This window comes from Streptococcus rubneri, from assembly GCF_004785935.1.
In the GTDB taxonomy this organism is placed as follows: domain Bacteria; phylum Bacillota; class Bacilli; order Lactobacillales; family Streptococcaceae; genus Streptococcus; species Streptococcus rubneri.
Window position 1 is genome coordinate 594358 of the sequence record NZ_SRRP01000001.1, and the last position, 20334, is coordinate 614691.

At 41.4% G+C, this 20334-nt stretch carries 19 protein-coding genes and 1 pseudogene; 1 reads left to right on the plus strand and 19 read right to left on the minus strand.

All coding sequences use genetic code 11. The features are described from left to right. Positions 1-10 precede the first annotated feature (10 nt). The 5 genes from E5S68_RS03070 to E5S68_RS03090 are packed head-to-tail and all read right to left on the minus strand — an operon-like array spanning position 11 to position 5099. Positions 11-1882: an ABC-F family ATP-binding cassette domain-containing protein gene (locus E5S68_RS03070; RefSeq protein ID WP_135782306.1), complete on the minus strand. Its 1872-nt coding sequence runs from the start codon at positions 1880-1882 to the stop codon at positions 11-13. Continuing rightward, positions 1879-3099 carry a CCA tRNA nucleotidyltransferase gene (locus E5S68_RS03075; protein ID WP_135782307.1) on the minus strand — a complete coding sequence of 407 codons (1221 nt, stop codon included), beginning with the start codon at positions 3097-3099 and terminating at the stop codon, positions 1879-1881. Before E5S68_RS03075 ends, E5S68_RS03070 begins: the two co-directional genes overlap by 4 nt. Then, positions 3096-3863 carry a 4-hydroxy-tetrahydrodipicolinate reductase gene (dapB, locus tag E5S68_RS03080; protein ID WP_135782308.1) on the minus strand — a complete coding sequence of 256 codons (768 nt, stop codon included), beginning with the start codon at positions 3861-3863 and terminating at the stop codon, positions 3096-3098. Before dapB ends, E5S68_RS03075 begins: the two co-directional genes overlap by 4 nt. 9 nt (positions 3864-3872) lie before the next feature. Next, positions 3873-4721, minus strand: a complete 849-nt coding sequence (locus E5S68_RS03085) for a DegV family protein (RefSeq protein ID WP_135782309.1) — start codon at positions 4719-4721, stop codon at positions 3873-3875. A 3-nt stretch (positions 4722-4724) separates the two neighbouring features. After that, positions 4725-5099 (minus strand): DUF1149 family protein, encoded by a 375-nt coding sequence (locus E5S68_RS03090; protein WP_135782310.1) that lies wholly within the window; start codon positions 5097-5099, stop codon positions 4725-4727. Between the two features lie 317 nt (positions 5100-5416). Here E5S68_RS03090 and tnpA point away from each other — a divergent pair. After that, a pseudogene (gene tnpA, locus E5S68_RS03095) lies at positions 5417-5704 on the plus strand (IS200/IS605 family transposase); the annotation flags it as partial. A 163-nt stretch (positions 5705-5867) separates the two neighbouring features. Here tnpA and E5S68_RS03105 read toward each other — a convergent pair. The 14 genes from E5S68_RS03105 to lepA all read right to left on the minus strand — a co-directional run bounded on the left by E5S68_RS03105 (position 5868) and on the right by lepA (position 20170). Continuing rightward, positions 5868-7838, minus strand: coding sequence for a PTS fructose transporter subunit IIABC (locus E5S68_RS03105; protein ID WP_135782311.1), 1971 nt, complete (start codon positions 7836-7838; stop codon positions 5868-5870). Beyond that, a complete protein-coding gene (pfkB, locus tag E5S68_RS03110; protein WP_135782312.1) occupies positions 7835-8746 on the minus strand; it encodes a 1-phosphofructokinase in 912 nt (303 codons plus the stop codon). Before pfkB ends, E5S68_RS03105 begins: the two co-directional genes overlap by 4 nt. After that, positions 8743-9486 (minus strand): DeoR/GlpR family DNA-binding transcription regulator, encoded by a 744-nt coding sequence (locus E5S68_RS03115; protein WP_135782313.1) that lies wholly within the window; start codon positions 9484-9486, stop codon positions 8743-8745. Before E5S68_RS03115 ends, pfkB begins: the two co-directional genes overlap by 4 nt. 156 nt (positions 9487-9642) lie before the next feature. Next, positions 9643-11907: a CAP domain-containing protein gene (locus E5S68_RS03120; RefSeq protein WP_135783089.1), complete on the minus strand. Its 2265-nt coding sequence runs from the start codon at positions 11905-11907 to the stop codon at positions 9643-9645. Positions 11908-12041: 134 nt separating this feature from the next. After that, positions 12042-12758 carry a tRNA (guanosine(37)-N1)-methyltransferase TrmD gene (gene trmD, locus E5S68_RS03125; protein WP_135782314.1) on the minus strand — a complete coding sequence of 239 codons (717 nt, stop codon included), beginning with the start codon at positions 12756-12758 and terminating at the stop codon, positions 12042-12044. Then, positions 12748-13266, minus strand: coding sequence for a ribosome maturation factor RimM (rimM, locus tag E5S68_RS03130; protein WP_049496362.1), 519 nt, complete (start codon positions 13264-13266; stop codon positions 12748-12750). The genes trmD and rimM overlap by 11 nt, the downstream gene beginning before the upstream one ends. 53 nt (positions 13267-13319) lie before the next feature. Then, positions 13320-13652: a MazG nucleotide pyrophosphohydrolase domain-containing protein gene (locus E5S68_RS03135; RefSeq protein WP_135782315.1), complete on the minus strand. Its 333-nt coding sequence runs from the start codon at positions 13650-13652 to the stop codon at positions 13320-13322. Positions 13653-13695: 43 nt separating this feature from the next. Further along, positions 13696-13935, minus strand: coding sequence for an RNA-binding protein KphA (gene kphA, locus E5S68_RS03140; RefSeq protein WP_135782316.1), 240 nt, complete (start codon positions 13933-13935; stop codon positions 13696-13698). 19 nt (positions 13936-13954) lie between these two features. Next, the gene (gene rpsP, locus E5S68_RS03145) at positions 13955-14227 is read right to left on the minus strand and encodes a 30S ribosomal protein S16 (RefSeq protein ID WP_006596292.1); all 273 of its coding nucleotides are present in this window, start codon (positions 14225-14227) and stop codon (positions 13955-13957) included. A gap of 123 nt (positions 14228-14350) precedes the next feature. Further along, positions 14351-15100: a hypothetical protein gene (locus E5S68_RS03150; RefSeq protein WP_135782317.1), complete on the minus strand. Its 750-nt coding sequence runs from the start codon at positions 15098-15100 to the stop codon at positions 14351-14353. A 50-nt stretch (positions 15101-15150) separates the two neighbouring features. After that, the gene (gene pynA, locus E5S68_RS03155) at positions 15151-15849 is read right to left on the minus strand and encodes a pyrimidine 5'-nucleotidase PynA (RefSeq protein ID WP_135783090.1); all 699 of its coding nucleotides are present in this window, start codon (positions 15847-15849) and stop codon (positions 15151-15153) included. Positions 15850-16948: 1099 nt separating this feature from the next. Further along, entirely contained in the window at positions 16949-17443 is a 495-nt protein-coding gene (locus E5S68_RS03160; protein ID WP_135782318.1) for a YkgJ family cysteine cluster protein, read from the minus strand. 94 nt (positions 17444-17537) lie between these two features. Next, positions 17538-18206, minus strand: a complete 669-nt coding sequence (locus E5S68_RS03165; RefSeq protein WP_200773502.1) for a hypothetical protein — start codon at positions 18204-18206, stop codon at positions 17538-17540. Between the two features lie 140 nt (positions 18207-18346). Continuing rightward, positions 18347-20170, minus strand: a complete 1824-nt coding sequence (gene lepA / locus E5S68_RS03170; protein WP_135782320.1) for a translation elongation factor 4 — start codon at positions 20168-20170, stop codon at positions 18347-18349. Positions 20171-20334: the final 164 nt, after the last annotated feature.

A 20334-nucleotide genomic window follows, 5' to 3' on the forward strand; every position in this document is an offset into this window, starting at 1 on the left:
ACAGCCTCCTTTAGTTTTCGGCCAACTCACTCAAATACTCATAACGTTCATATTTAGCAAGTAGACGTTCGTTTTCTTCATCCATTTCCTTTTGTAGGCTAGCTAGTTTCCCAAAATCAGAGCCATTCTCATTCATCACTGCCTCAATGGTAGCAATCTTCTCTTCGATTTCTTCAATCTCACTCTCAATAGTAGCCCACTCCTGCTTTTCTTGGTAACTCATCCGTTTCTTCTCTTCACGGACCTTAACCGTCTTTTCTTTTTCAGGCTTGGAAGTCTCCGAAGCCATTTCTATCTCGAACTTTTTCTCATCTAGATAGTCCGTATAATTTCCAAAGAACTCACGAATGCTAGCATTTTCAAAAGCTAAAATCTTAGAAGCAACCTTGTCTAGGAAGTAGCGGTCATGACTAACCGTGATGACCGGACCGCCGAATCCTTGTAGGAAATTCTCTAACACTGTCAAGGTAGCGATATCCAAATCATTGGTCGGCTCGTCCAAGAGTAAGACATTTGGTTTTTCAATGAGGAGCTTCAAGAGATACAAGCGTTTCTTCTCACCACCGGATAGTTTTTCAATCAAGGTGCCGTGGGTCGAACGAGGGAAGAGAAATTGCTCCAACAATTCGGCAATTGATGTAGAGCCTGCGCTGGTCTTGACTTCTTCCGCTACTTCTTGCAGGAAGTTAATCATCCGCTTACTTTCGTCCAGACCTTCAATCTGTTGCGAGAAGTAAGCGATGCGTACCGTTTCACCAATGATGACTTTCCCAGAAGTTGGTTGTAGAGATCTTGCAATCAGGTTGAGCAAGGTTGACTTCCCAACTCCATTATCTCCTACAATACCAATCCGATCCTTGTTCTGAACCAATAGATTAAACCGCTGCAGAATCGGTCCTTGATCATAGGCGAAATCGACATCTTGAAATTCAATGACTTTCTTACCGATTCGACTGGTTTCAAAGGACATTTCCAAATCTGTTTCTGTAACCTGGTGAGATAGGTCCTTCTTGAGGTCGTGGAAGCGATTGATCCGCGCCTGTTGCTTGGTAGCACGCGCTTGCGGTTGGCGACGCATCCAGGTCAATTCTTGCTTATAGAGTTGTTGCTTCTTGTGAAGAAGAGCCGCATCCCGTTCGTCCTGCTCAGCTTTTAAGCGGACATAATCCTGGTAGTTTCCTTGGTATTCGACTAGACCAGCACGGTCCAGTTCGAAAATACGAGTTGAAATATTGTCCAAGAAATAACGGTCATGGGTGATGAAAAGAACGGTTTTCTTAGAGTTCTTCAAGAAGTTGGTCAACCATTCGATGGTATCAATATCCAAATGGTTGGTCGGTTCGTCTAATAATAATAAGTCATGGTCTCCCAAGAGAACCTGTGCTAGCTGGACACGGCGACGCAGACCACCAGACAAACTCCCCACCCTAGCAGACAAATCCTGAATCCCCAGCTTGGTCAAGACTGTTTTGACTTGGCTTTCGATTTCCCAAGCATTGAGAGAGTCCATCTCCGCCATGACTTTTTCCAGTTTGGCTTGTTGGCTCTCATCGTACTGACTCGTCAACAACTCATACTGACGAATCAATTGGAGCTCTTTCACATCTTCTGACAAGACTGTATCAAGGACCGTCTTGCTATCATCAAATTGAGGTTCTTGGGTTAGATAACCAATCTTATAGTCATTCTTTGCAGAAAAAGGGGAACGATCTCCGTCATAGCCTGCACGACCCGACAAAACATCTAAGAGAGTTGTTTTCCCTGTCCCATTGACCCCGATTAGTCCAATTCGGTCTAAGTCATGAATGATAAACGAGATATCTTTAAAGACCGTCTTATCCCCGACGGACTTGGTTAGTTTTTCAACAATAAAATCGCTCATACTTCCCCCTTCTTAGCTTCAAGATAGTGGCTCAAAAAATCACCAATTGCTTGTTTGTCATTCTCTAATTCACCATCCACAATAGCCCATTCAATAGCAGAAAGCACTTGTCCTAGACCTGGACCTGGTTTTAAGCCATATTCCTTCATCAGCATCCCACCATTAACTACAATCTCATGCTTATCATGAATGGTCAATGAATCGTACAATTCTTCGATGGCTTGGAAATCAACAGCAAGACCTTTAGCCTGACGCAGTTCTTCAGATGATAAGAGAAGAGACTTGTCATAGCGGTAGACATCTCGTCGATTCAAGGATCCCATTAGACGCAACTGATAAATCTCAACCAATTGCTCCACCTTCTTAGCGAAGTCACGAGAGGTTTTCCATTTCTTGAAAAAAGCAGAGACCTTATTCTCATCTAAGGTTAAGAGTAAAGCGGCCCAAGCTTGCTCGGAACTCGTAAAGGTATAGTCCATGGACAGCTGGAACAGTTTCTCTAGTGATGATTGGCTATTTTGCAAGAGAGGTAGGTACTGATAGCTTTGGCTAGCAATCACACCCTCCAAACCCTTGCGCCAAAAAGGAGCTAAGAGTAGTTTATCCAGTTCAATAAAGACTCGCTCGACAGAGATTTTCTCCAGCAAGGGAGCGCAATCTGCCATAGCCTTAAAGGTTGCTTCCTCTAGATCAAATCCAAGACTGGCCTGAAAGCGAAAACCACGCATGATTCGAAGAGCATCTTCGTTAAAACGTTCTGTCGCTTCTCCGACTGCACGTAGGATACGAGTTTCCAAATCTTCCAGTCCATTGAAGAGATCAATGATTTCCCCTTCTTCACTCAAAGCAAAGGCATTGACAGTAAAATCACGGCGCTTGAGATCCTCTTCTAAGGAACGTACGAAAGTAACTGAACTGGGTCTTCGGAAATCGACATAGACATCCTCTGTCCGAAAGGTAGTGATTTCATATTCTCGATGATTCTCAAGGACTAAAACAGTCCCATGTTCAATCCCGACATCAATGGTCCGCTCGAAAATCGCCTTGGTTTCTTCTGGGTAGGATGAAGAAGCGATGTCTACATCGTGGATGGGACGACCTAAAATGGCATCTCTCACAGAGCCTCCGACGAAATAAGCTTCATATCCAGCTTTTCGAATCTTCTCTAATATTGGCAAAGCCTCCTGAAATTCAGAAGGCAGTTTTTTTAATCTCATAATAGATGTTCTAAACCATAGACAAGCTCATGACGCTTGACCACTTCTTTTACTCCTAGATTAACCCCTGTCATGAAGGACACCCGATCGTAGGAATCGTGGCGTAAGGTCAATCCTTCTCCTTGACTACCGAAAATTACTTCTTGGTGAGCTACCAGACCAGGCAAGCGAACCGAATGGATGTGCATGCCTTGATAGTTGGCACCACGAGCTCCAAGAAGACTTTCTTCTTCGTCCAGCGCTCCTTGCTCTAGTGGTTGACGGACCTGACTGATGAGTTCAGCCGTCTTCATAGCAGTCCCACTCGGTGCATCCTTTTTCTTATCATGGTGCAATTCGATAATCTCTACATTTGGGAAATACTTAGCAGCTTGGGCTGCAAATTGCATGAGCAAGACCGCCCCAATAGCAAAGTTGGGAGCAATTAAGCCACCAAGCCCCTTTTTACGAGACAATTCAACCAACTCAGTAATTTCTACAGCTGTAAATCCAGTTGTCCCAACTACAGGTGCCAGTCCATGCTCCAAAGCAAAACGGGTATGTTCATAAGCAACTTTAGGGATGGTGAAATCAATCCACACATCCGCATCCAGAGACAAAACCCCTTCCTTGTCATGAAAGACCGGAACACCTGCCAGGTCCTTTTCAGAAGCATGGGGATCAATCAAGCCAACTAGTTCAAGCTCAGGATCTTCTAACACCATGTGATAAGCCGCTTGGCCCATTCTCCCTTTAAAACCTGCAATCACTACTTTAATTGGCATCTTTTCTCCTTATACTTTCGGTACAAAGCTAATGGCAACACTATGGTTTCCTAGATGAGTCCCGATGACACTGCCAAAGGTCGCAAAAGGAATCTCACCTGCAAACCCATTATCGTATAGGAGATCACGGAGAGCCTCTGCCTTATCCAATGCATTCCCATGAATCACAATAATCTGGTAATCTCCATGAGAGGTCCCTTCTTTGACAATCTCAGCCAAGCGTTTAACAGCCTTTTTCTCTGTTCGAATCTTCTCAAAGACTTCAATCACCCCCTGATCGTTAAAATACAAGATCGGTTTGATACTGAGAAGATTACCCAGAATAGCAGCCCCATTAGAGAGACGACCACCTTTTACTAAATGGTTGAGGTCATCTACCATAATGTAAGCAGCTGTTCCATCAATTTGCATCTGGATATTGGCGAGAATCTCGTCAAAAGAACGTCCTTCTCCAGCCCACTTCAAGGCTTCCTCGGCCATCCAACCTAAAGGGGCACTGGTAATCTTAGAATCTGGAAAGGCAATGGTTAAATTCGGAAATTCCTCTTTCAGATACTGGATGTTCTGGTAAAAACCTGAAATTCCAGAAGAAAGAAAAATACCTAAGACATGGGTGTAGCCTTTAGTCTCTATCTGTGGCAACAACTCTTCCAGTTCTGCAATACTTGGCTGACTGGTTTTTGGAAGCTCAGATGAAACTTCCATCTTTTGATAAAATTCTTCAGCTGAAAGATTCTCACCTTCCACGTAAGAGACTCCATCGATGACGACAGGGATATCTAAGACAAATAAATCATCATGCCCGCGAACTTCTTCTGAAAGATAGGCCGAAGAATCTGTGATGACTGCTAATTTCATGTATTAAAACTCCAAATTAATACCCGGTAAATCAAGGGCAATTTCTGTCACTTCATAGGTCAAGCGATTGAGCATATTTAAGCAAGGACGAGCTAGTTCTTCTACTTCTTCTTTGCTAAAATCGCTTGGTTCATTGACTAAACGATTGTGGATGTGGTTGATCTGGGTGATTGTCCCACTAATGACAAATCCATCAAACACAATCATATAAGTCAAAATAACAATTAATGAGGTTGTATTAAATTCCGTATCACGCTGAATCAATTGAAAATTCACATCAACTTTTGTCTCAGGGGTTCCATTTTCTTTTTCCCATTCAAAGTTACGTGCATCATAATGATACTGGCTGACAAATTCTTTTTCACGTTGGATGTCCATACTAGTTCTCCTAAAAATAAGCGTTACGAAAATTATACCATAAACTGAAATAAGATGCTATTTTAGAACTACATCAAATAAATTTCTTTTATGTGACAGCATCGTCTGTTTTTACACTTCTTTGGCTAAATAAAAAGGTTGGAAAATTCCAATCTTTTTATTTTATATTATGTGACTTTCAGTCCGTCTCGCTCCGTTAGGTGCGAGACAAAAGAACCACCTGCTATGCGGGTGCGCATCGAAGGTTATACCAAAAAAACTCCAAACGCGATACAATTAAGGTGTTCAAGACAATTGTAAAGCGAAAGGAGAAAAATATGGCCCCAAAAGCACATAGTTTATCACACACAAAATGGATGTGTAAATATCATATTGTGTTCACCCCTAAGTATAGACGAAAAGTGATCTATAATCAATATCGAAGTAGTTTGGGAGGAATATTCCATCGATTATGTAGTTATAAAGGTGTTGAGACTATTGAAGGCCATTTAATGCCAGATCATGTTCATATGTTAGTGAGCATTCCACCTAGAATTAGCGTTGCAAGTTTCATGGGATATTTAAAAGGGAAAAGCGCTCTAATGATGTTCGATAAACAAGCCAATTAGGGATAGTGCTAAGTAATACTCAAGCCTCTTTAAGAGGCAAGTGACGAGTCAAGAAGAGCAATAAGGCTTGAACAAAGTGAAAGCCAGCGTCTTTAGGCGCTGGCTGGTTATCTGGGCTTATAGCTCAGGTACAAACCACCCGTTTAACGGGTGGTCATGATTAGTTTTTAGGTTTGCGAAGCAATCCGAACAAGATACCACTTACGACTGCACCGATCAATACGAACAAGATGTAAAGAAGCGGATTTGAAGTAAGGGCAATAACGAAGATTCCTCCGTGAGGAGCCATCAGTTTCAAGCCTGCAAGACCAACAAGAGCACCTGTCAAAGCAGAACCTGCGATAAAACTTGGGATAGCACGAGCTGGGTCAGCTGCACCGAATGGAATGGCACCTTCTGTGATGAAGGAAAGACCCATGATAATGTTTGTCAAACCTGAATTGCGCTCTTCTTCTGTAAATTTGTCTTTGAACAAGACGGATGCTACAAAGACTGCCAATGGAGGAACCATACCAGCTGCCATAACTGCCGCCATAACGGTTGAACCACCACTAGTAAGGGCTGAAGCTGTCAACGTACTTGTACCAAATACATAAGCTGCTTTGTTGACTGGTCCACCCATATCGACAGCCATCATACCACCAACAAGGAGACCAAGAAGAACTGCCGAGCTACCTGACAAGCTAGTCAAGAAGTTGTTCAAAGAGGTATTGATCGCTGACATTGGAATGTTAATAAGGAACATCAAGAATCCTGTCAAACCAACACCAAGTAATGGCAAGAGAAGGATCGAGCGGATACCTTCGAGTGAACGTGGAAGACCTGCAAGTGCTTTGCGTAGGAAGAGAACGACTCCACCCGCAAGGAAACCACCTACCAAAGCTCCAAGGAAACCAGATGATACAGCGGCTGGCAATTCGCCTTTAGCAGCACCGAAAGCGATGTTACCAAATGCTGAACCTGAGCTCGCAATAGAACCAGCAACGAAACCTGCTACAAAACCAGGTTTTTCAGCGATGGAGAATCCGATGTACCCTGCAAGTACAGGAAGCATGAAGCCAAAGGCTGCACCACCGATTGTTTTAAATTGAGCTGCTAATTCATGGTATGAACCAAGTTGAGACAATTGATCTTGAGGCACCCCAAGAATTTGGTCAATCAAGAAGGCAAGGGCGATCAAGATACCACCACCGATAACGAATGGAAGCATTTGAGAAACCCCACTCATCAAATGTTTGTAGAAGGCTCCACCCAAGCTCAATTTTTCTTGACTTGCGCTAGCTTGTGAAGCATTTTCAGAGTGGAAGACATCTGCTTTGCCATCCAAGATGGTTTGGATCAATTCTTCTGTCTGACGGATACCGGCTGCGACTGGTTTAGAGATCAATTTTTTACCATCGAAACGAGCGGTTTCAACTGCTTTATCTGCCGCAATGATGACCCCTTCAGCTTTAGCGATTTCTTCAGCTGTCAAGCGGTTGCCGACACCAGATGCCCCGTTGGTTTCAACGCGGACCGTAACACCCATTTCTTCACCTTTTTTGATGAGGGCTTCTTCTGCCATGTAAGTGTGGGCGATACCTGTTGTACATGCTGTAACGGCAACGATGAGCGGTTTGTCAGATGAAGCTGCTTCTTTGACAGCTTCTGCTTTTTTCGCTTCTTCAGCTGCAGCTCCTTGCTCTTCTGCATCAAAGGCTACGATCACTTGATCAGGAGTGCTTGCTTGGCGAAGTTTGTCCGCAAATCCTGGTTTCATCAAGTACTTAGACAATTCAGCGAGGGCTGCCAAGTGAGTGTCGTTTGCTCCTTCTGGAGCTGCGATCATGAAGAACAAATCAGTCGGTTGGCCATCAAGTGATGCGTAGTCCACACCCTTGTTTGATTTTGCAAACAAGACCGTTGCTTCTTTGACTGCTTCATTTTTGCTGTGGGGCATGGCAATTCCGTCACCCAAACCAGTTGAAGTTTGTGCTTCACGGTTCATAATCCCAGTCTTGAAGGTTTCAAAATCTGTCACCACACCATTGTCAACGAGCGATTGGACCATCTCATTGATCACACCCTCTTTATCTGTTGCTTGGAGATCAAACAACATCACGTTTTTATTTAAAACGTCTTGAATTTTCATAGTTTTTCTACCTCTACCTTTTCATAAGTTTCTTTAATATAGTCAGCTGTCGCCAAATCATCTGAGAAGGTGGTTGCTGTGCCACAAGCCACACCCCATTTGAAGGCTTCGATGACATCTCCTGTCGTTGCAAGTTTCCCAGTGAAACCTGCCACCATGGAATCTCCTGCTCCAACAGAGTTCTTCACTTGACCTTTGATTGGTTTTGCGAAGTAAGTGCCACTTGGACTGACTAGAAGAGCACCATCACCCGCCATGGAAATGATGACGTTTTGTGCTCCTTTTTCCAAGATTTCTTTGGCATAACGCTCAATTTCTGGCAACTCTGTCAAGGTAACACCAAAAATATCTCCCAACTCATGGTTGTTTGGTTTGACCAATTGGGGATTGAACTCCAAGGAATCGATCAAGGTTTGCCCTTCAAAGTCGCAAACGACTTGTGCACCTGTCGCACGAGTTGTTGCGATCAATTGTTTGTAAACGGCATTTCCAAGTGAAGATGGGGCAGATCCTGCAAAGACTACCACATCATCTGCTGTTAAGCTGGATAGGATGCTGAGCAATTCTTGCAACTGAGCTTCCGTCACTTCTGGGCCGTTCCCATTAATCTCGGTTTCCTCATCGGCCTTGATCTTGACATTGATCCGGGTATCTTGGTCCACTGTCACAAAGTTGGTTGAAATAGCTTCGCTGGTCAGTACGTCTTCAATGAAGCGTCCTGTGAAACCACCGATAAATCCAGTCGCTGTGTTCTCGATATCGATACGCTTTAAGACACGACTGACATTGATTCCCTTACCACCGGCGAATTTATCTTCCGAAGCCATCCGATTGACCGCCCCTGTCTCTACATGATCGAGACGGACGATGTAATCAATCGCTGGATTTAATGTAACTGTATAAATCAAACCTCTATAACCTCCGTTTTTTCTTTTAATTTAGAAAGGATTTCCGTATCTGAAGCATTGGTAATGATGGTTGCTCGCTTTACTGGTGCCACCTTAACAAAAGAAGTCAAGCCAACCTTGGAAGAATCTAACAAGATATAAGTTTTCTTTGCATTTTCTAAGATAGCCCGTTTTACAGCCCCCTCTTCTAAATCAGGAGTACTGTAAAATTCAAAATCTACTCCATTCATTCCAAGAAAGGCCTTGTCAAAATTCAACTGACCAATTTGATTCAGAGCCATTCCCCCAATACTAGCATCGGTTGATGTTTTCACCATTCCTCCGATAACCACCGTTGGAATATCCCGCTCTACCAAGCTGGCTGCATGGTGAATGGAATTAGTCACTACCGTAACAGTTGGGTTTGCTAACTCTTTGACTAGCAGTTCAGTGGTTGTCCCTGAATCAATAAAAACCACTTCAAAATCTTGAATCAATTCAGCTGCTTTTTTTGCAATAGCTGATTTAGTTTGAATGTTTTTGATTGCTTTATCTTTGTTGCTTTCCTCCTCTTGGAGTGAGTGCAAGCTTTCTGCGCCACCGTGGACACGTCGCAATTTATTCTCCGACTCCAGCTCATCTAAATCGCGTCGAACCGTTGATTCAGATGTATTTAGCGTATGCACTAAGTCTTCTAGAGTGACAATTCTTTCCTTAATCACTTTTTCTAAAATGATTTGTTTGCGTTCAGATTTTAGCATACAACCTCCTTCCGATATCGATTACAGTCTCTATTATACGACATTAAATTCTTTTGTCAAGCTAAAACTATCAATTTCTTTCACTATCTATCAAATTATACAATGTTATACAAAAAAACCTGAATGTTGACAATTCAGGTTTTTTCTATTCTAGATTTAAGATTTTCTTTTTTTGCCCAATCCAAAGAATGATAGGATAGCAAGGAGGAATCCTGCAAGAGACCAATCATTAGACTTAGATCCTGTATTTGGAAGTTCCTTCAATTGCTCAGATTCTACTTCTTGTTTGTTTGAAGTTGGATCAGTTGCTTGTGTAGTGACTCCGACAAGAGATACTTGACCTTGATATGCAGGTTGTTCCTTTTCAACTGGTTCTGTCGCAAATCGAGAGCTTGCAAGAACTGCAGGGTCTACTCGAGATACTAGATCATCAAACTGTGCCTTCAAGCTAGTCGCTGTTTCCTGATAAGCCATAAAGGTTTCAAACTCTTTCTCTAGTTTATCCTTTTTGTCTTCGAGATTAGCCTTAGCAGTAGCCATTACTGCACGTGCTCGGATTAATAATTCTGGTGCATTTTTCAAAAGGTCTAACCGCTCTTTTGCAGCAGTTAAACGATCCTTAGCCTTTTGTAATTCTGCTTGGGCCGCTTGAACCTTAGCAAAGGTTTGTTTTTCTTGGTTTTGCAATTCTAACAAATGAGCTTGAGCAGATGCTAAAGCTTGGTTAGCTTTTTCTAATGCTTCTTCCTTAGGAGTCACAGAAGACAGGATGCGAGCTCGTGAAACAGCCAAGCTTTCTTCAGCTTCTGCTACTTGTGTAGTGGCTAGTTGTCTCTTAGCAAGAGCCTCTTGAACCTTTGTCTTAGCCTGATTGATGACTTGCTCATTATTTAAAACAGAATTCTTCACATCTTGAAGACGAGCAGAGAGAATATCAATCCGAGAAGCTTGGTTGGTCCGCTCTACACGAAGCGTTGCAATCTCATTCTCCAAAGCCTTCACATCGGCCGTTGTGGTCGATGCATTCGCCCCAGATCGGAGGCGTTGGGCTAATTCGGCAGTCGAGAATAGCTGACCACTGCTATTTAAGAAGGCCGCTTCTGAAATTTGATGAGCAGGATCATAGGCGACTGAAACCGAATTAAACTGGTTTCCCATCATTTGGACATAATGCCCAATTCTAGCAAATACATCTGCTCCAACCTTCATGTAAATCTGGTTAGCATCTAACTGAGTTTCATCTGTAGGCAGACCATATTGGGCCGCCACTCGTTGATAAAGATCTTTTTCACTGTACCAGAAAGCTGCTGCTTCTTGAGGAGTGAAGCCCCAAGCAACATTCTCATTTGCTTGGTACTTAAACATATGGGCCTCATTAGCAGCAAAATATTCTGCTTGAATCTGACTAGCAGGGAATTGATAAGGATCTACAAGTAAATCAGGTAAACCAGCTTGACGACGGTACTGGTTAATAGCATCTACAATTTCAAGCGCTCGCAAATTATTATCCAGCGTTACAGAGCTACCACCTGACAGCTGATCTTCCTCGCGACCTCGACGATAAAGAGCAAGGGCTTGGACGGCTTGAGGGTCACCACTATTAGCCCATTCCTGAAGAAGAGACTCATAAGTGGTTTGTTGGAGATTACCTGGACTGACAGCTGCTACCTCACGTGCAACATTCAAGGTGGCTTCTTTAGCAGCAATTTGGTTACTTAATTCAGTTACACGAGCTTGCGCATTACCCACTTCCACGTTCGCCTGGCTTAAAACCTCAGGAACTTTAGCCTGCTCAGCTTGCAAATTTGCAAGGACAGCTTGTGCATTTTCTAATTCAGCTTGAGCTTGTGCAACTACTGCACGCGCATTTGCTAAGACAGCTTCGTCATTATTGGTAGGTTGTTTAGCTTGATTCAACTCATTCTGAGCAACATCTACTAAGAGTTGTTGAGCAGCCACCTTATTTTCTTGTTCTTTAATCGCAGCTGTGAGTTGGTCTTCAGCTTCAGATGCTTGACGAACCTTGTCTTCTTCAATGGTCACCATCGCTTCTGCTACTTTGATGTCATTTTCAGCTCGAGCTATCGCATTAGGAGTTGCATCTTCAACGTTCGTCTCTGCTTCTTCCAGGCCTGTTTCAGCATTTTGAACATCCTCACGCGCTTGGTTAAACTCATCCTGCGCCTTGCTTAAGCTCTCTCTCTGTGAGTTCACTTGGCTCTCAGCCTCGACTACATGATCATTCAAATTTTCAACATCAGCGAGCGTTGGTTTGTTGCCAGAAATGCCAGTTGATTGATTGTCTTTATTTTCGTTTTGTACCAATTCCTCTGCGTGCGCCTTATGGCCAAGCATACCAGAAAACAGGGTCGTTGCTGCGACACCTGTTGTAAAGACAGATTTACCTAATTTTTTCCCCATTCTTATCACCCCCAAAACTTTTCCAGGTCCTTTTATCTAACCTTAAGCATATCACATTTTGAAAGCAATAACTAGTGTGATTGAAAAGAAATTTGATTACAATTTTATGACAAAAGAAAAAACAGTCGAAACTGCTACTCTTCTTGACGAATTTTCTCCAGAAGTTGCTCTTCTTCGACTGTTAATTCATAATGTTCTAATAGGTCTGGACGTCGCTCTAGTGTCTTTTTCAAACTCTGATAGAGACGCCATTGACGGATATTTTCATGGTGACCACTCATGAGGACATCTGGAACCGTCATCCCCCGGTATTCATAAGGCCGTGTGTATTGAGGATATTCTAGAAGACCAGACGAGAAACTATCATCCTGGTGGCTGGATTCTTTTCCAATCACCTCTGGAATCAAGCGGACTGTCGCATCAATCATGGTCATGGCAGCTAGCTCACCACCCGTCAGAACATAATCCCCCAGTGAAATCTCATCCGTTACCAAGGTCTTGATCCGCTCATCGTAGCCCTCATAATGACCGCAGATAAAGATCAATTCTTCTTCCTGAGCCAATTCTTCTGCATAAGCTTGGTCGAAGGTCCGACCAGCAGGGTCCAGTAAGATTACGCGCGGATTCTTTTTTTCGATGGCGTCAAAGGCATCGAAGATTGGCTGCGCTCGTAGAAGCATACCTTGCCCCCCACCATAGGGTTCATCATCCACGTGACGCGCCTTCTCTGCATTTTCGCGGAAATTATGGTAGGTAATCTCAAGGAGTCCCTTTTCACGCGCCTTTCCTACAATGGAGTGCTCCAAAGGCGAAAACATCTCTGGAAAGAGGGTTAAAATATCAATCTTCATCGTCTAACCCTTCTAAGATATCCACATCTACCCGGTTTCCTGGAATATCGATATTGAGCACCACTGGTGGGATATAAGGCAAGAGAAGATCACGTTTCCCTTTTCGTTTCACGACCCAGACATCATTGGCACCTGGTTGCAGGATTTCCTTGATCTGACCGATTAGCTGGTCATTTTCATAAACATCAAGGCCGATGATCTCATGGTAATAGAATTCGCCATCCTCCAAATCCGTCAAGTCTTCTTCCGCAACCTTTAGGCTAAAGCCCTTGAACTTTTCGATAGCATTGATATGGTACATATCCTTAAACTTGATGATATCAAAGTTCTTGTGCTTGCGGTGACTAGCAATGGTCACCGTTTGGACAAACTGATCCTTCTCATCAAAGAGAGCCAACTCTGCTCCTTTTTTAAAACGCTCTTCCGCAAAGTCTGTCACAGATAGGACCCGCATCTCTCCTTGTAAGCCTTGGGTATTGACAATTTTCCCAACGTTAAAATAATTCATGATTTCTCCAGTGTAGTTTATTCACTCTATTTTATCACGTTCATAGGATTTTCTCAAATGCTCTTTTCTGCTAGAAACTGCTCTAAATCCTTCTTGTGCTGGTATTTGACAGCTGCTGTTTTATCCTTTTCAAAGATGGTTTTAGTGAGGTGGATGTCATTGATAGCTGCGATGGCGACTGTATAGTGAATGATATCAGCTAGTTCTTTAGCTAATTCCTCATTTGAGTCCTGAACCCCTTCTTTTCGTCCAGAACGCCCATTTAAGACCTCGGCCACTTCCCCAACCTCTTCGACAAGCTTGATAAACAGCCCCTCTTCTGTCCGAGTATTCTGGTAATGTTCTTTTAAATAGGCTTGTAATTGATGAATAGTGACTTCATTCATTTCTTCTCCTTAGAACAAAAAAAACGGGACAGAGTCCCGCCTTTTATTTTTCGTCAATAATGATTCTTACTTTTTTATCTTCAGTTGGGACAGAGTAGACAATCGTTCTTATCGCAGAAATCGTGCGACCTTTCCGACCAATCACTCGACCAACATCGCTAGGATCAAGGTCAAGGTGGTACTCCAAGAATTCAGGAGTATCTTCGATCTTGATGGTTAAGGCATCCGGTTGTGAAATCAAGGGTTTCACAATTGCAATAATAAGATTTTCAATCGTATCCATACATCAACCTACTTTATGATTATTTTGAGAATTTAGAATCGTGGAATTTCTTCAATACACCTTCTTTTGAAAGGATGTTGCGAACTGTATCTGAAGGTTGAGCTCCATCAGCCAACCATGCAAGAACGCGGTCTTCTTTCAAAGTTACTTGGTTTTCTTCAACAAGTGGATTGTAAGTTCCAACTGTTTCGATGAAACGACCATCACGTGGTGAACGTGAATCTGCTACGTTGATACGGTAGTAAGGTTTTTTCTTAGAACCCATACGAGTCAAACGAATTTTAACTGCCATTTTTATAAGTCTCTTTTCTATATTTTAATTTTCGGTGAAATAGACAAGCTATTTAGCACATGATCTATTATAACACATTTTATAGACCTGTCAAGAAAAAAACTTGACACTATTAAAAATTTTTTAATCGATCTCAAAGTAATAAGATTCTTCATCTTTGGAATCCGATTCAATCACATAGTTCCCAGGAGGAAGACCGGATACATCCAAGTGCTTCCCTTCAAATTCTTTGGCGAGGGAAGTCACTGTAACGGTAAAGGAAAACCCCTTAATTTGGCGGTAGGTAGCATAATCCAAGGTCAGAATCCCTCGAAGATCCGTTTCTCCAGCTTTCTCGGCAGCTAGCAAGTCTCTTGCTAACTGATCTTCAAAATCAGGATTTTGAATTGGTAACTGGAGACGAATCTCGCTTACCTCGAGGCCCTGTTGATGGAATCTCTCTTTTATCTCTTGCTTTAATTGTTTAAATCCTTGAGATTCCGTAAAGGCTCTTTCGAAGAACGGAGCTACTAACCAACTGTTGTAATGTTGAGCTAGTTCTTCAGCCGTGTCATAATTTCTCCCAATTTCTTCTTTGGATAGGAGGCTTGCATAAAGAAAATCAAACTGAACCGTCTTACCCTCAACTCCTTCTTGATATCTAAAAGCATATTTGGTCGACAGACCATGGAATTCAGCTGCTTTAAAATGTAGGTCTCCTTTAAATCCAGCTTCCTGATAAAAGCCAGAAATTTGCTCTTGGATTTTCTTTTCTTCTTGATTGATAAGAAAGAAGAAAAAACAAGTCAAGAGTGTGACCGCTATGAAGAATGCAAGAAGCAGATAAAAAAACCATTTTTTAATGTTGAATGGTATTGTCTTAAATATATTCATGCATTTATGATACCAAAAAACTAGCCCGAGAGCTAGTTTGAAATAAATCTTTACTTAAGGATAGCCAGTAATTCTTGATAGTCAGAAACAACATAAGTCGGCACTGCTGGGCTGGTATTTTCTTTGTAATCCGGATTGTACCAGACGGTATCAATCCCCGCAGCATTCCCTCCGGCGATATCGGCCGTCAGAGAATCCCCAATCATGAGAGCTTGCTCCTTGGTAAAACCTGGAATCAGGTTACTAATCTTTTCATAAAAGGCCACTTCCGGTTTTTGAGTTCCTAATTGTTCAGAAATGAAGATATCTTTGAAATAAGGGGTGATGGAAGATTGCTTCAAACGCCCTTGCTGAATAGCGGTAACGCCGTTGGTAGCACCGTAGAGCTGGTAACCTCTTTCTACCAACTTGGCTAACATGTCTTCCGCTCCTGGGAAACTCTGTCCCTGTTGACTAATGTAGTCCTGGTAACGCAAAGCCATTTCTTCACCATCTACTTGTCTTCCAAAATGGGCAAAGGCGATGGCAAACCGGCTATTAATCAAATCTTTTTTACTAATCTTCTTTTGCTCCAAATCCTTCCAAAGCCCTTGATTCAAGGGCTTGTAGTAATCCTTAAAGGCTTGAATCTCTTGAACCCCCTGATCCTGGAAAAATTGCGTTAAGGCCACTTCCTCTGCTGTGTCAAAATCTAACAAGGTGTGATCTAGGTCAAAAAGTAAAAATTTATAGACTTTTAATCCCCAAATATCTTCAAAAAATTTTTCAATACTGTCAGTTCTTACAGCTAGATTTGATTCTGTAAAAAAGTTTTTCACATTTCCTAAAGATAGAGATCTTTGTTGATTGTTTTTCTTCTCTAAAACAGTTATATTTTTATACTTGTCTATCTCTAACAGTTTGAAGTAAGGATATAAAAAATTATGTTTAAATTTACCTTTCTTCGTTACAAATATCGTTAGATTATTATTAGTTAATTGAGAATATTTTATCGAATAAGTTAGTAAACAAATTAACCAAATTTGACTTGGCAAAACGGTTTTAAAATTAAAGAATGATTTTATTTTAGAACTGATTTTGTACTCAAATCCATGCTCATCTTTGTACCAGTATTTCTCGTTTTCCGAAGCGTAAGGAAAAACTTCTAATAAAGCGTACGGTGTATATTCTTCATTACTAGAAATCAAATTATAATGTTTTTCTCTTAATTCTTTATGCTTTATTTTATCCATTCTTGCATAAAATAAACCACCTTTTAAAGGCTCACCATTATCTAATTTAATATAATAGTCATTAATCAATGGTTTTCTGTAACTATCAAAAGGATTATCATAAATTTGTTCAATATTATCATATGGAGCATGTTCTAAAGAATTCATTTTAGGATTGATACCTATTATTATCACTTTTGGATTATTGAAATTGCCATCAAATGCATGTTCGAAATTTTCAAATCTATTATTTATTACTATACTTGCATTAGAATTAGATAACCTATTTATATTGTCATTTAACAAAGGAGTTAATATTTTACTATCCGTAGGGGCAAGAGTTTTAAAATGATTACTAACATTATCTTTGTCATTCCAAGGATTTTTTTCTAATAATTTACACTTAATTTTTTCCAAATCTATTGGTTTAGACGAATTTACTAAACTATCAAAAATCTCTAAATAAGTATCATAGTATTCATTAGAATCTTTAATATTAAATAACTTCTTATATTTTCCTTCTAGTATTTTACACATAATAAAACTCCCTTGTTTTATAAATGGTTTAACTTCTCTATAGTATGTTATTTTGTTAATTCAAAACTTATTGTAATATAATTTTGAAAATATAAAAATACTACAAACGGTCCTTCAATTTTTCAACAAAGAGATAGGCTGCTGGGCAGGTAAGAGTATTCTTGATAGTCAGATGGTTGATCTGGTAAATCTTCTTACGATCGGTGTGTGGAAATTCCCGACAAGCCTTAGGGCGAACATCATAGATGGAGCAAAGATTATCTCCACCAAGGAAAGGACAGGGCATGGCTTTGAAAACCTTGTCTCCATCTTCATCGACTTGAAGAAATTCAGCCTCAAAGGCGGGAAGCTTCATTTTGAAATATTTAGCAATGCGCGTGATATCGGCTTCCTTAAAATTAGGTCCTAGCGTCTTACAACAATTGGCACAAGCTAAACAGTCAATTTCTTGAAAAACTTCATCATGGATTTCAAGTGCTATCTTATCCAAATTTTTAGGAGCCTTCTTTTTTAAAGTGGCTAAGAATTTGCGATGCTCCTTTTGCTTTTGTAGGGCTAATTGATGGTATTTTTCAAGGTCAATTTCTTGGGTCATAAACTACTTTCTATTTGCTAAACAGATAAAAGCATTATACCATACTCAATCAAAAAAGAAATCTGCTAACTGTGCAGATCTCTTGAAAATATAATTAAAGAGCCGAACCTTTTTTATCTAAACTCCATGTTTCTTCGACATATGGAATAATAGTCCCCAAAGTCTCTTTGTCACCTTCAAAAGCAATCAAATAGATCTTTTCTCCACTTTGAAAGACCCAAGTGATAACATACTGTCCCGATTTCATTATAACGTTTAATTGGTAGGCTTCATTACCAGAAACAGTTGTTTTCGCCCCCCATAATTTTTCAACATCCTGACTATCCTGCCAATGGGAAGCGAGTCGATTGGCAACGAGATTAGCAGTAAAGGTTTCACCAGGCCCAAGCTTTGCCTTCTCTTCCGTTAAGGCATTTAAGGTGATAATGTTGTACCCACTTCCATCCGTGTATTGGATATCATCCCCACCATTAACATCACGAAATCTAATCCAATTACTAGGAATATCAATGTAACCATAGTCAGAAGATCCTACTCGTTGGGTAGTTCCAGTCACTTTTCCCTCAGAGGAAGACTGAGATTTTTCATTAGAAGATTCCTCTTCACTAGAAGAACTGCTCAACGTTTTTTTAACCTTGTTGGAACTGGACGATGTCCCAGAAGATTGTTGAGAGTTCCTCTTACTTGGATTTATACAAGCTACAAGAGAAAAAATTGATAAGGCAGTTACCGTGCACAAAACTAATCTTTTTTTCATTCTCATTCTCCACTTCTACTGTTATCTACTACTAGTCTACCACCTTTTTTCTCAATTTAAAAGAGGCTTTTGTCAAGGCTGATACTAGTGCCAAAAAAAACGCCCAAAAAGGGCGTTACAGTTCACTTACTAATAAGAGTTTATGCCTATTCTTCATCCATTGATAATACAGACAAGAAGGCTTCCTGTGGAACTTCAACAGATCCAATAGCCTTCATCCGTTTCTTACCAGCTTTTTGTTTTTCAAGAAGCTTGCGTTTCCGTGAGACGTCCCCACCATAACACTTGGCCAAGACGTTCTTACGAAGGGCCTTGATATCTGTACGGGCCACAATCTTATGACCGATGGCAGCTTGGATAGGCACTTCAAACTGTTGACGAGGGATAATCTTCTTAAGTTTCTCAACGATTAATTTACCACGTTCATAAGCAAAGTCCTTGTGAACGATAAAGCTGAGAGCATCGACAGTATCCCCGTTGAGGAGAATATCCATTTTAACCAGTTTAGAAGGTCGGTATTCAGACAACTCATAGTCAAAGCTTGCATAGCCACGAGTCGAAGATTTCAATTTATCAAAGAAATCGAAGACAATTTCCGCCAGTGGGATTTGATAGATGACATTGACACGATTCTCATCGATGTAATCCATGGTCACAAAATCCCCACGTTTGCGTTGGGCCAATTCCATGACAGCTCCGACAAACTCTTGTGGCACCATGATTTGCGCTTTGACATAAGGTTCTTCGATTGAAGCGATCTTGGTTGGATCTGGGAACTCAGAAGGGTTTGACACATCCAGTGCTTCGCCATCAGTCAAATTGACCTTGTAGATTACAGATGGCGCCGTCATGATTAAGTCAATATTGAACTCACGTTCCAAGCGCTCTTGGATAACATCCATGTGCAGAAGCCCCAAGAAACCACAACGGAAACCAAAACCAAGGGCTTGAGAAGTTTCCGGTTCAAATTGAAGACTAGCGTCATTCAATTGCAACTTCTCCAGAGCTTCCCGAAGATCGTTGTATTTGTTGGATTCGATTGGATAAAGACCTGCAAAGACCATTGGATTCATTTGTTTGTATCCATGAAGAGGCTCAGCTGCTGGATTGGTCGCTAAGGTCACAGTGTCCCCGACACGAGTATCTGCAACCGTCTTGATAGAGGCTGCAATATAACCAACGTCTCCGGTCGCAAGGAAATCACGACCAACCGCTTTAGGAGTGAAGATCCCCACCTCTGTGACATCAAAGGTCTTACCATTACTCATCAACTGGATGGTATCGCCTGGCTTCACCATACCATTGACCACCCGAACTTGGAGAATGACTCCACGATATGGGTCGTATACCGAGTCAAAAATCAAAGCTTGCAAAGGAGCTGCAACATCCCCTGTAGGAGCAGGGACTTTCTCAACGATCTGCTCCAAAATCTCTTCAATCCCGATACCAGCCTTGGCAGAAGCTAAGACTGCCTCGCTAGCATCCAGACCAATGACATCTTCCACTTCTGTCCGCACACGCTCCGGATCAGCGGCTGGTAAGTCAATCTTATTAATAACTGGAAGGATCTCCAAGTCATTATCCAAAGCAAGATAGACATTTGCTAGTGTTTGCGCTTCAATCCCTTGAGCCGCATCGACTACGAGAATGGCACCCTCACAGGCGGCAAGCGAACGAGAAACCTCGTAAGTAAAGTCCACGTGACCCGGTGTGTCAATCAAGTGGAAAATGTAAGTTTCTCCGTCTTTTGCTGTATAGTTCAACTCGATAGCATTGAGCTTGATGGTAATCCCGCGTTCCCGTTCCAGATCCATACTGTCCAAAAGCTGGGCTTGCATTTCCCGACTAGAGACCGTCTCAGTTTTTTCTAAAATCCGATCGGCCAGGGTAGATTTACCGTGGTCGATATGGGCAATAATAGAAAAGTTACGGATCTTCTCCTGACGTTTCTTTAATTCTTCTAAATTCATTTCTTCTTCCTTATAAAACTGTTCAGTATATTATAACAAAAAGCCATGAGCTTGGCTAGTTTAAAGGAATAAAATCCCTAATAATACGTTTTAATTCAAAATCAATTTTTTCTTCATTTATCACTAGTTTCTATTTACTTTTTCGATTTAATTCATTATAATAG

Excerpts from the sequence above, each read along its gene's own strand:
- E5S68_RS03070 (WP_135782306.1), bottom strand. The coding sequence starts at position 1,882 with ATGAGCGATTTTATTGTTGAAAAACTAACCAAGTCCGTCGGGGATAAG.
- E5S68_RS03075 (WP_135782307.1), bottom strand. The coding sequence starts at position 3,099 with ATGAGATTAAAAAAACTGCCTTCTGAATTTCAGGAGGCTTTGCCAATA.
- dapB (WP_135782308.1), bottom strand. The coding sequence starts at position 3,863 with ATGCCAATTAAAGTAGTGATTGCAGGTTTTAAAGGGAGAATGGGCCAA.
- E5S68_RS03085 (WP_135782309.1), bottom strand. The coding sequence starts at position 4,721 with ATGAAATTAGCAGTCATCACAGATTCTTCGGCCTATCTTTCAGAAGAA.
- E5S68_RS03090 (WP_135782310.1), bottom strand. The coding sequence starts at position 5,099 with ATGGACATCCAACGTGAAAAAGAATTTGTCAGCCAGTATCATTATGAT.
- E5S68_RS03105 (WP_135782311.1), bottom strand. The coding sequence starts at position 7,838 with ATGAAAATTCAAGACGTTTTAAATAAAAACGTGATGTTGTTTGATCTC.
- E5S68_RS03115 (WP_135782313.1), bottom strand. The coding sequence starts at position 9,486 with ATGCTAAAATCTGAACGCAAACAAATCATTTTAGAAAAAGTGATTAAG.
- E5S68_RS03120 (WP_135783089.1), bottom strand. The coding sequence starts at position 11,907 with ATGGGGAAAAAATTAGGTAAATCTGTCTTTACAACAGGTGTCGCAGCA.
- trmD (WP_135782314.1), bottom strand. The coding sequence starts at position 12,758 with ATGAAGATTGATATTTTAACCCTCTTTCCAGAGATGTTTTCGCCTTTG.
- rimM (WP_049496362.1), bottom strand. The coding sequence starts at position 13,266 with ATGAATTATTTTAACGTTGGGAAAATTGTCAATACCCAAGGCTTACAA.
- E5S68_RS03135 (WP_135782315.1), bottom strand. The coding sequence starts at position 13,652 with ATGAATGAAGTCACTATTCATCAATTACAAGCCTATTTAAAAGAACAT.
- kphA (WP_135782316.1), bottom strand. The coding sequence starts at position 13,935 with ATGGATACGATTGAAAATCTTATTATTGCAATTGTGAAACCCTTGATT.
- rpsP (WP_006596292.1), bottom strand. The coding sequence starts at position 14,227 with ATGGCAGTTAAAATTCGTTTGACTCGTATGGGTTCTAAGAAAAAACCT.
- E5S68_RS03150 (WP_135782317.1), bottom strand. The coding sequence starts at position 15,100 with ATGAATATATTTAAGACAATACCATTCAACATTAAAAAATGGTTTTTT.
- E5S68_RS03160 (WP_135782318.1), bottom strand. The coding sequence starts at position 17,443 with ATGACCCAAGAAATTGACCTTGAAAAATACCATCAATTAGCCCTACAA.
- E5S68_RS03165 (WP_200773502.1), bottom strand. The coding sequence starts at position 18,206 with ATGAGAATGAAAAAAAGATTAGTTTTGTGCACGGTAACTGCCTTATCA.
- lepA (WP_135782320.1), bottom strand. The coding sequence starts at position 20,170 with ATGAATTTAGAAGAATTAAAGAAACGTCAGGAGAAGATCCGTAACTTT.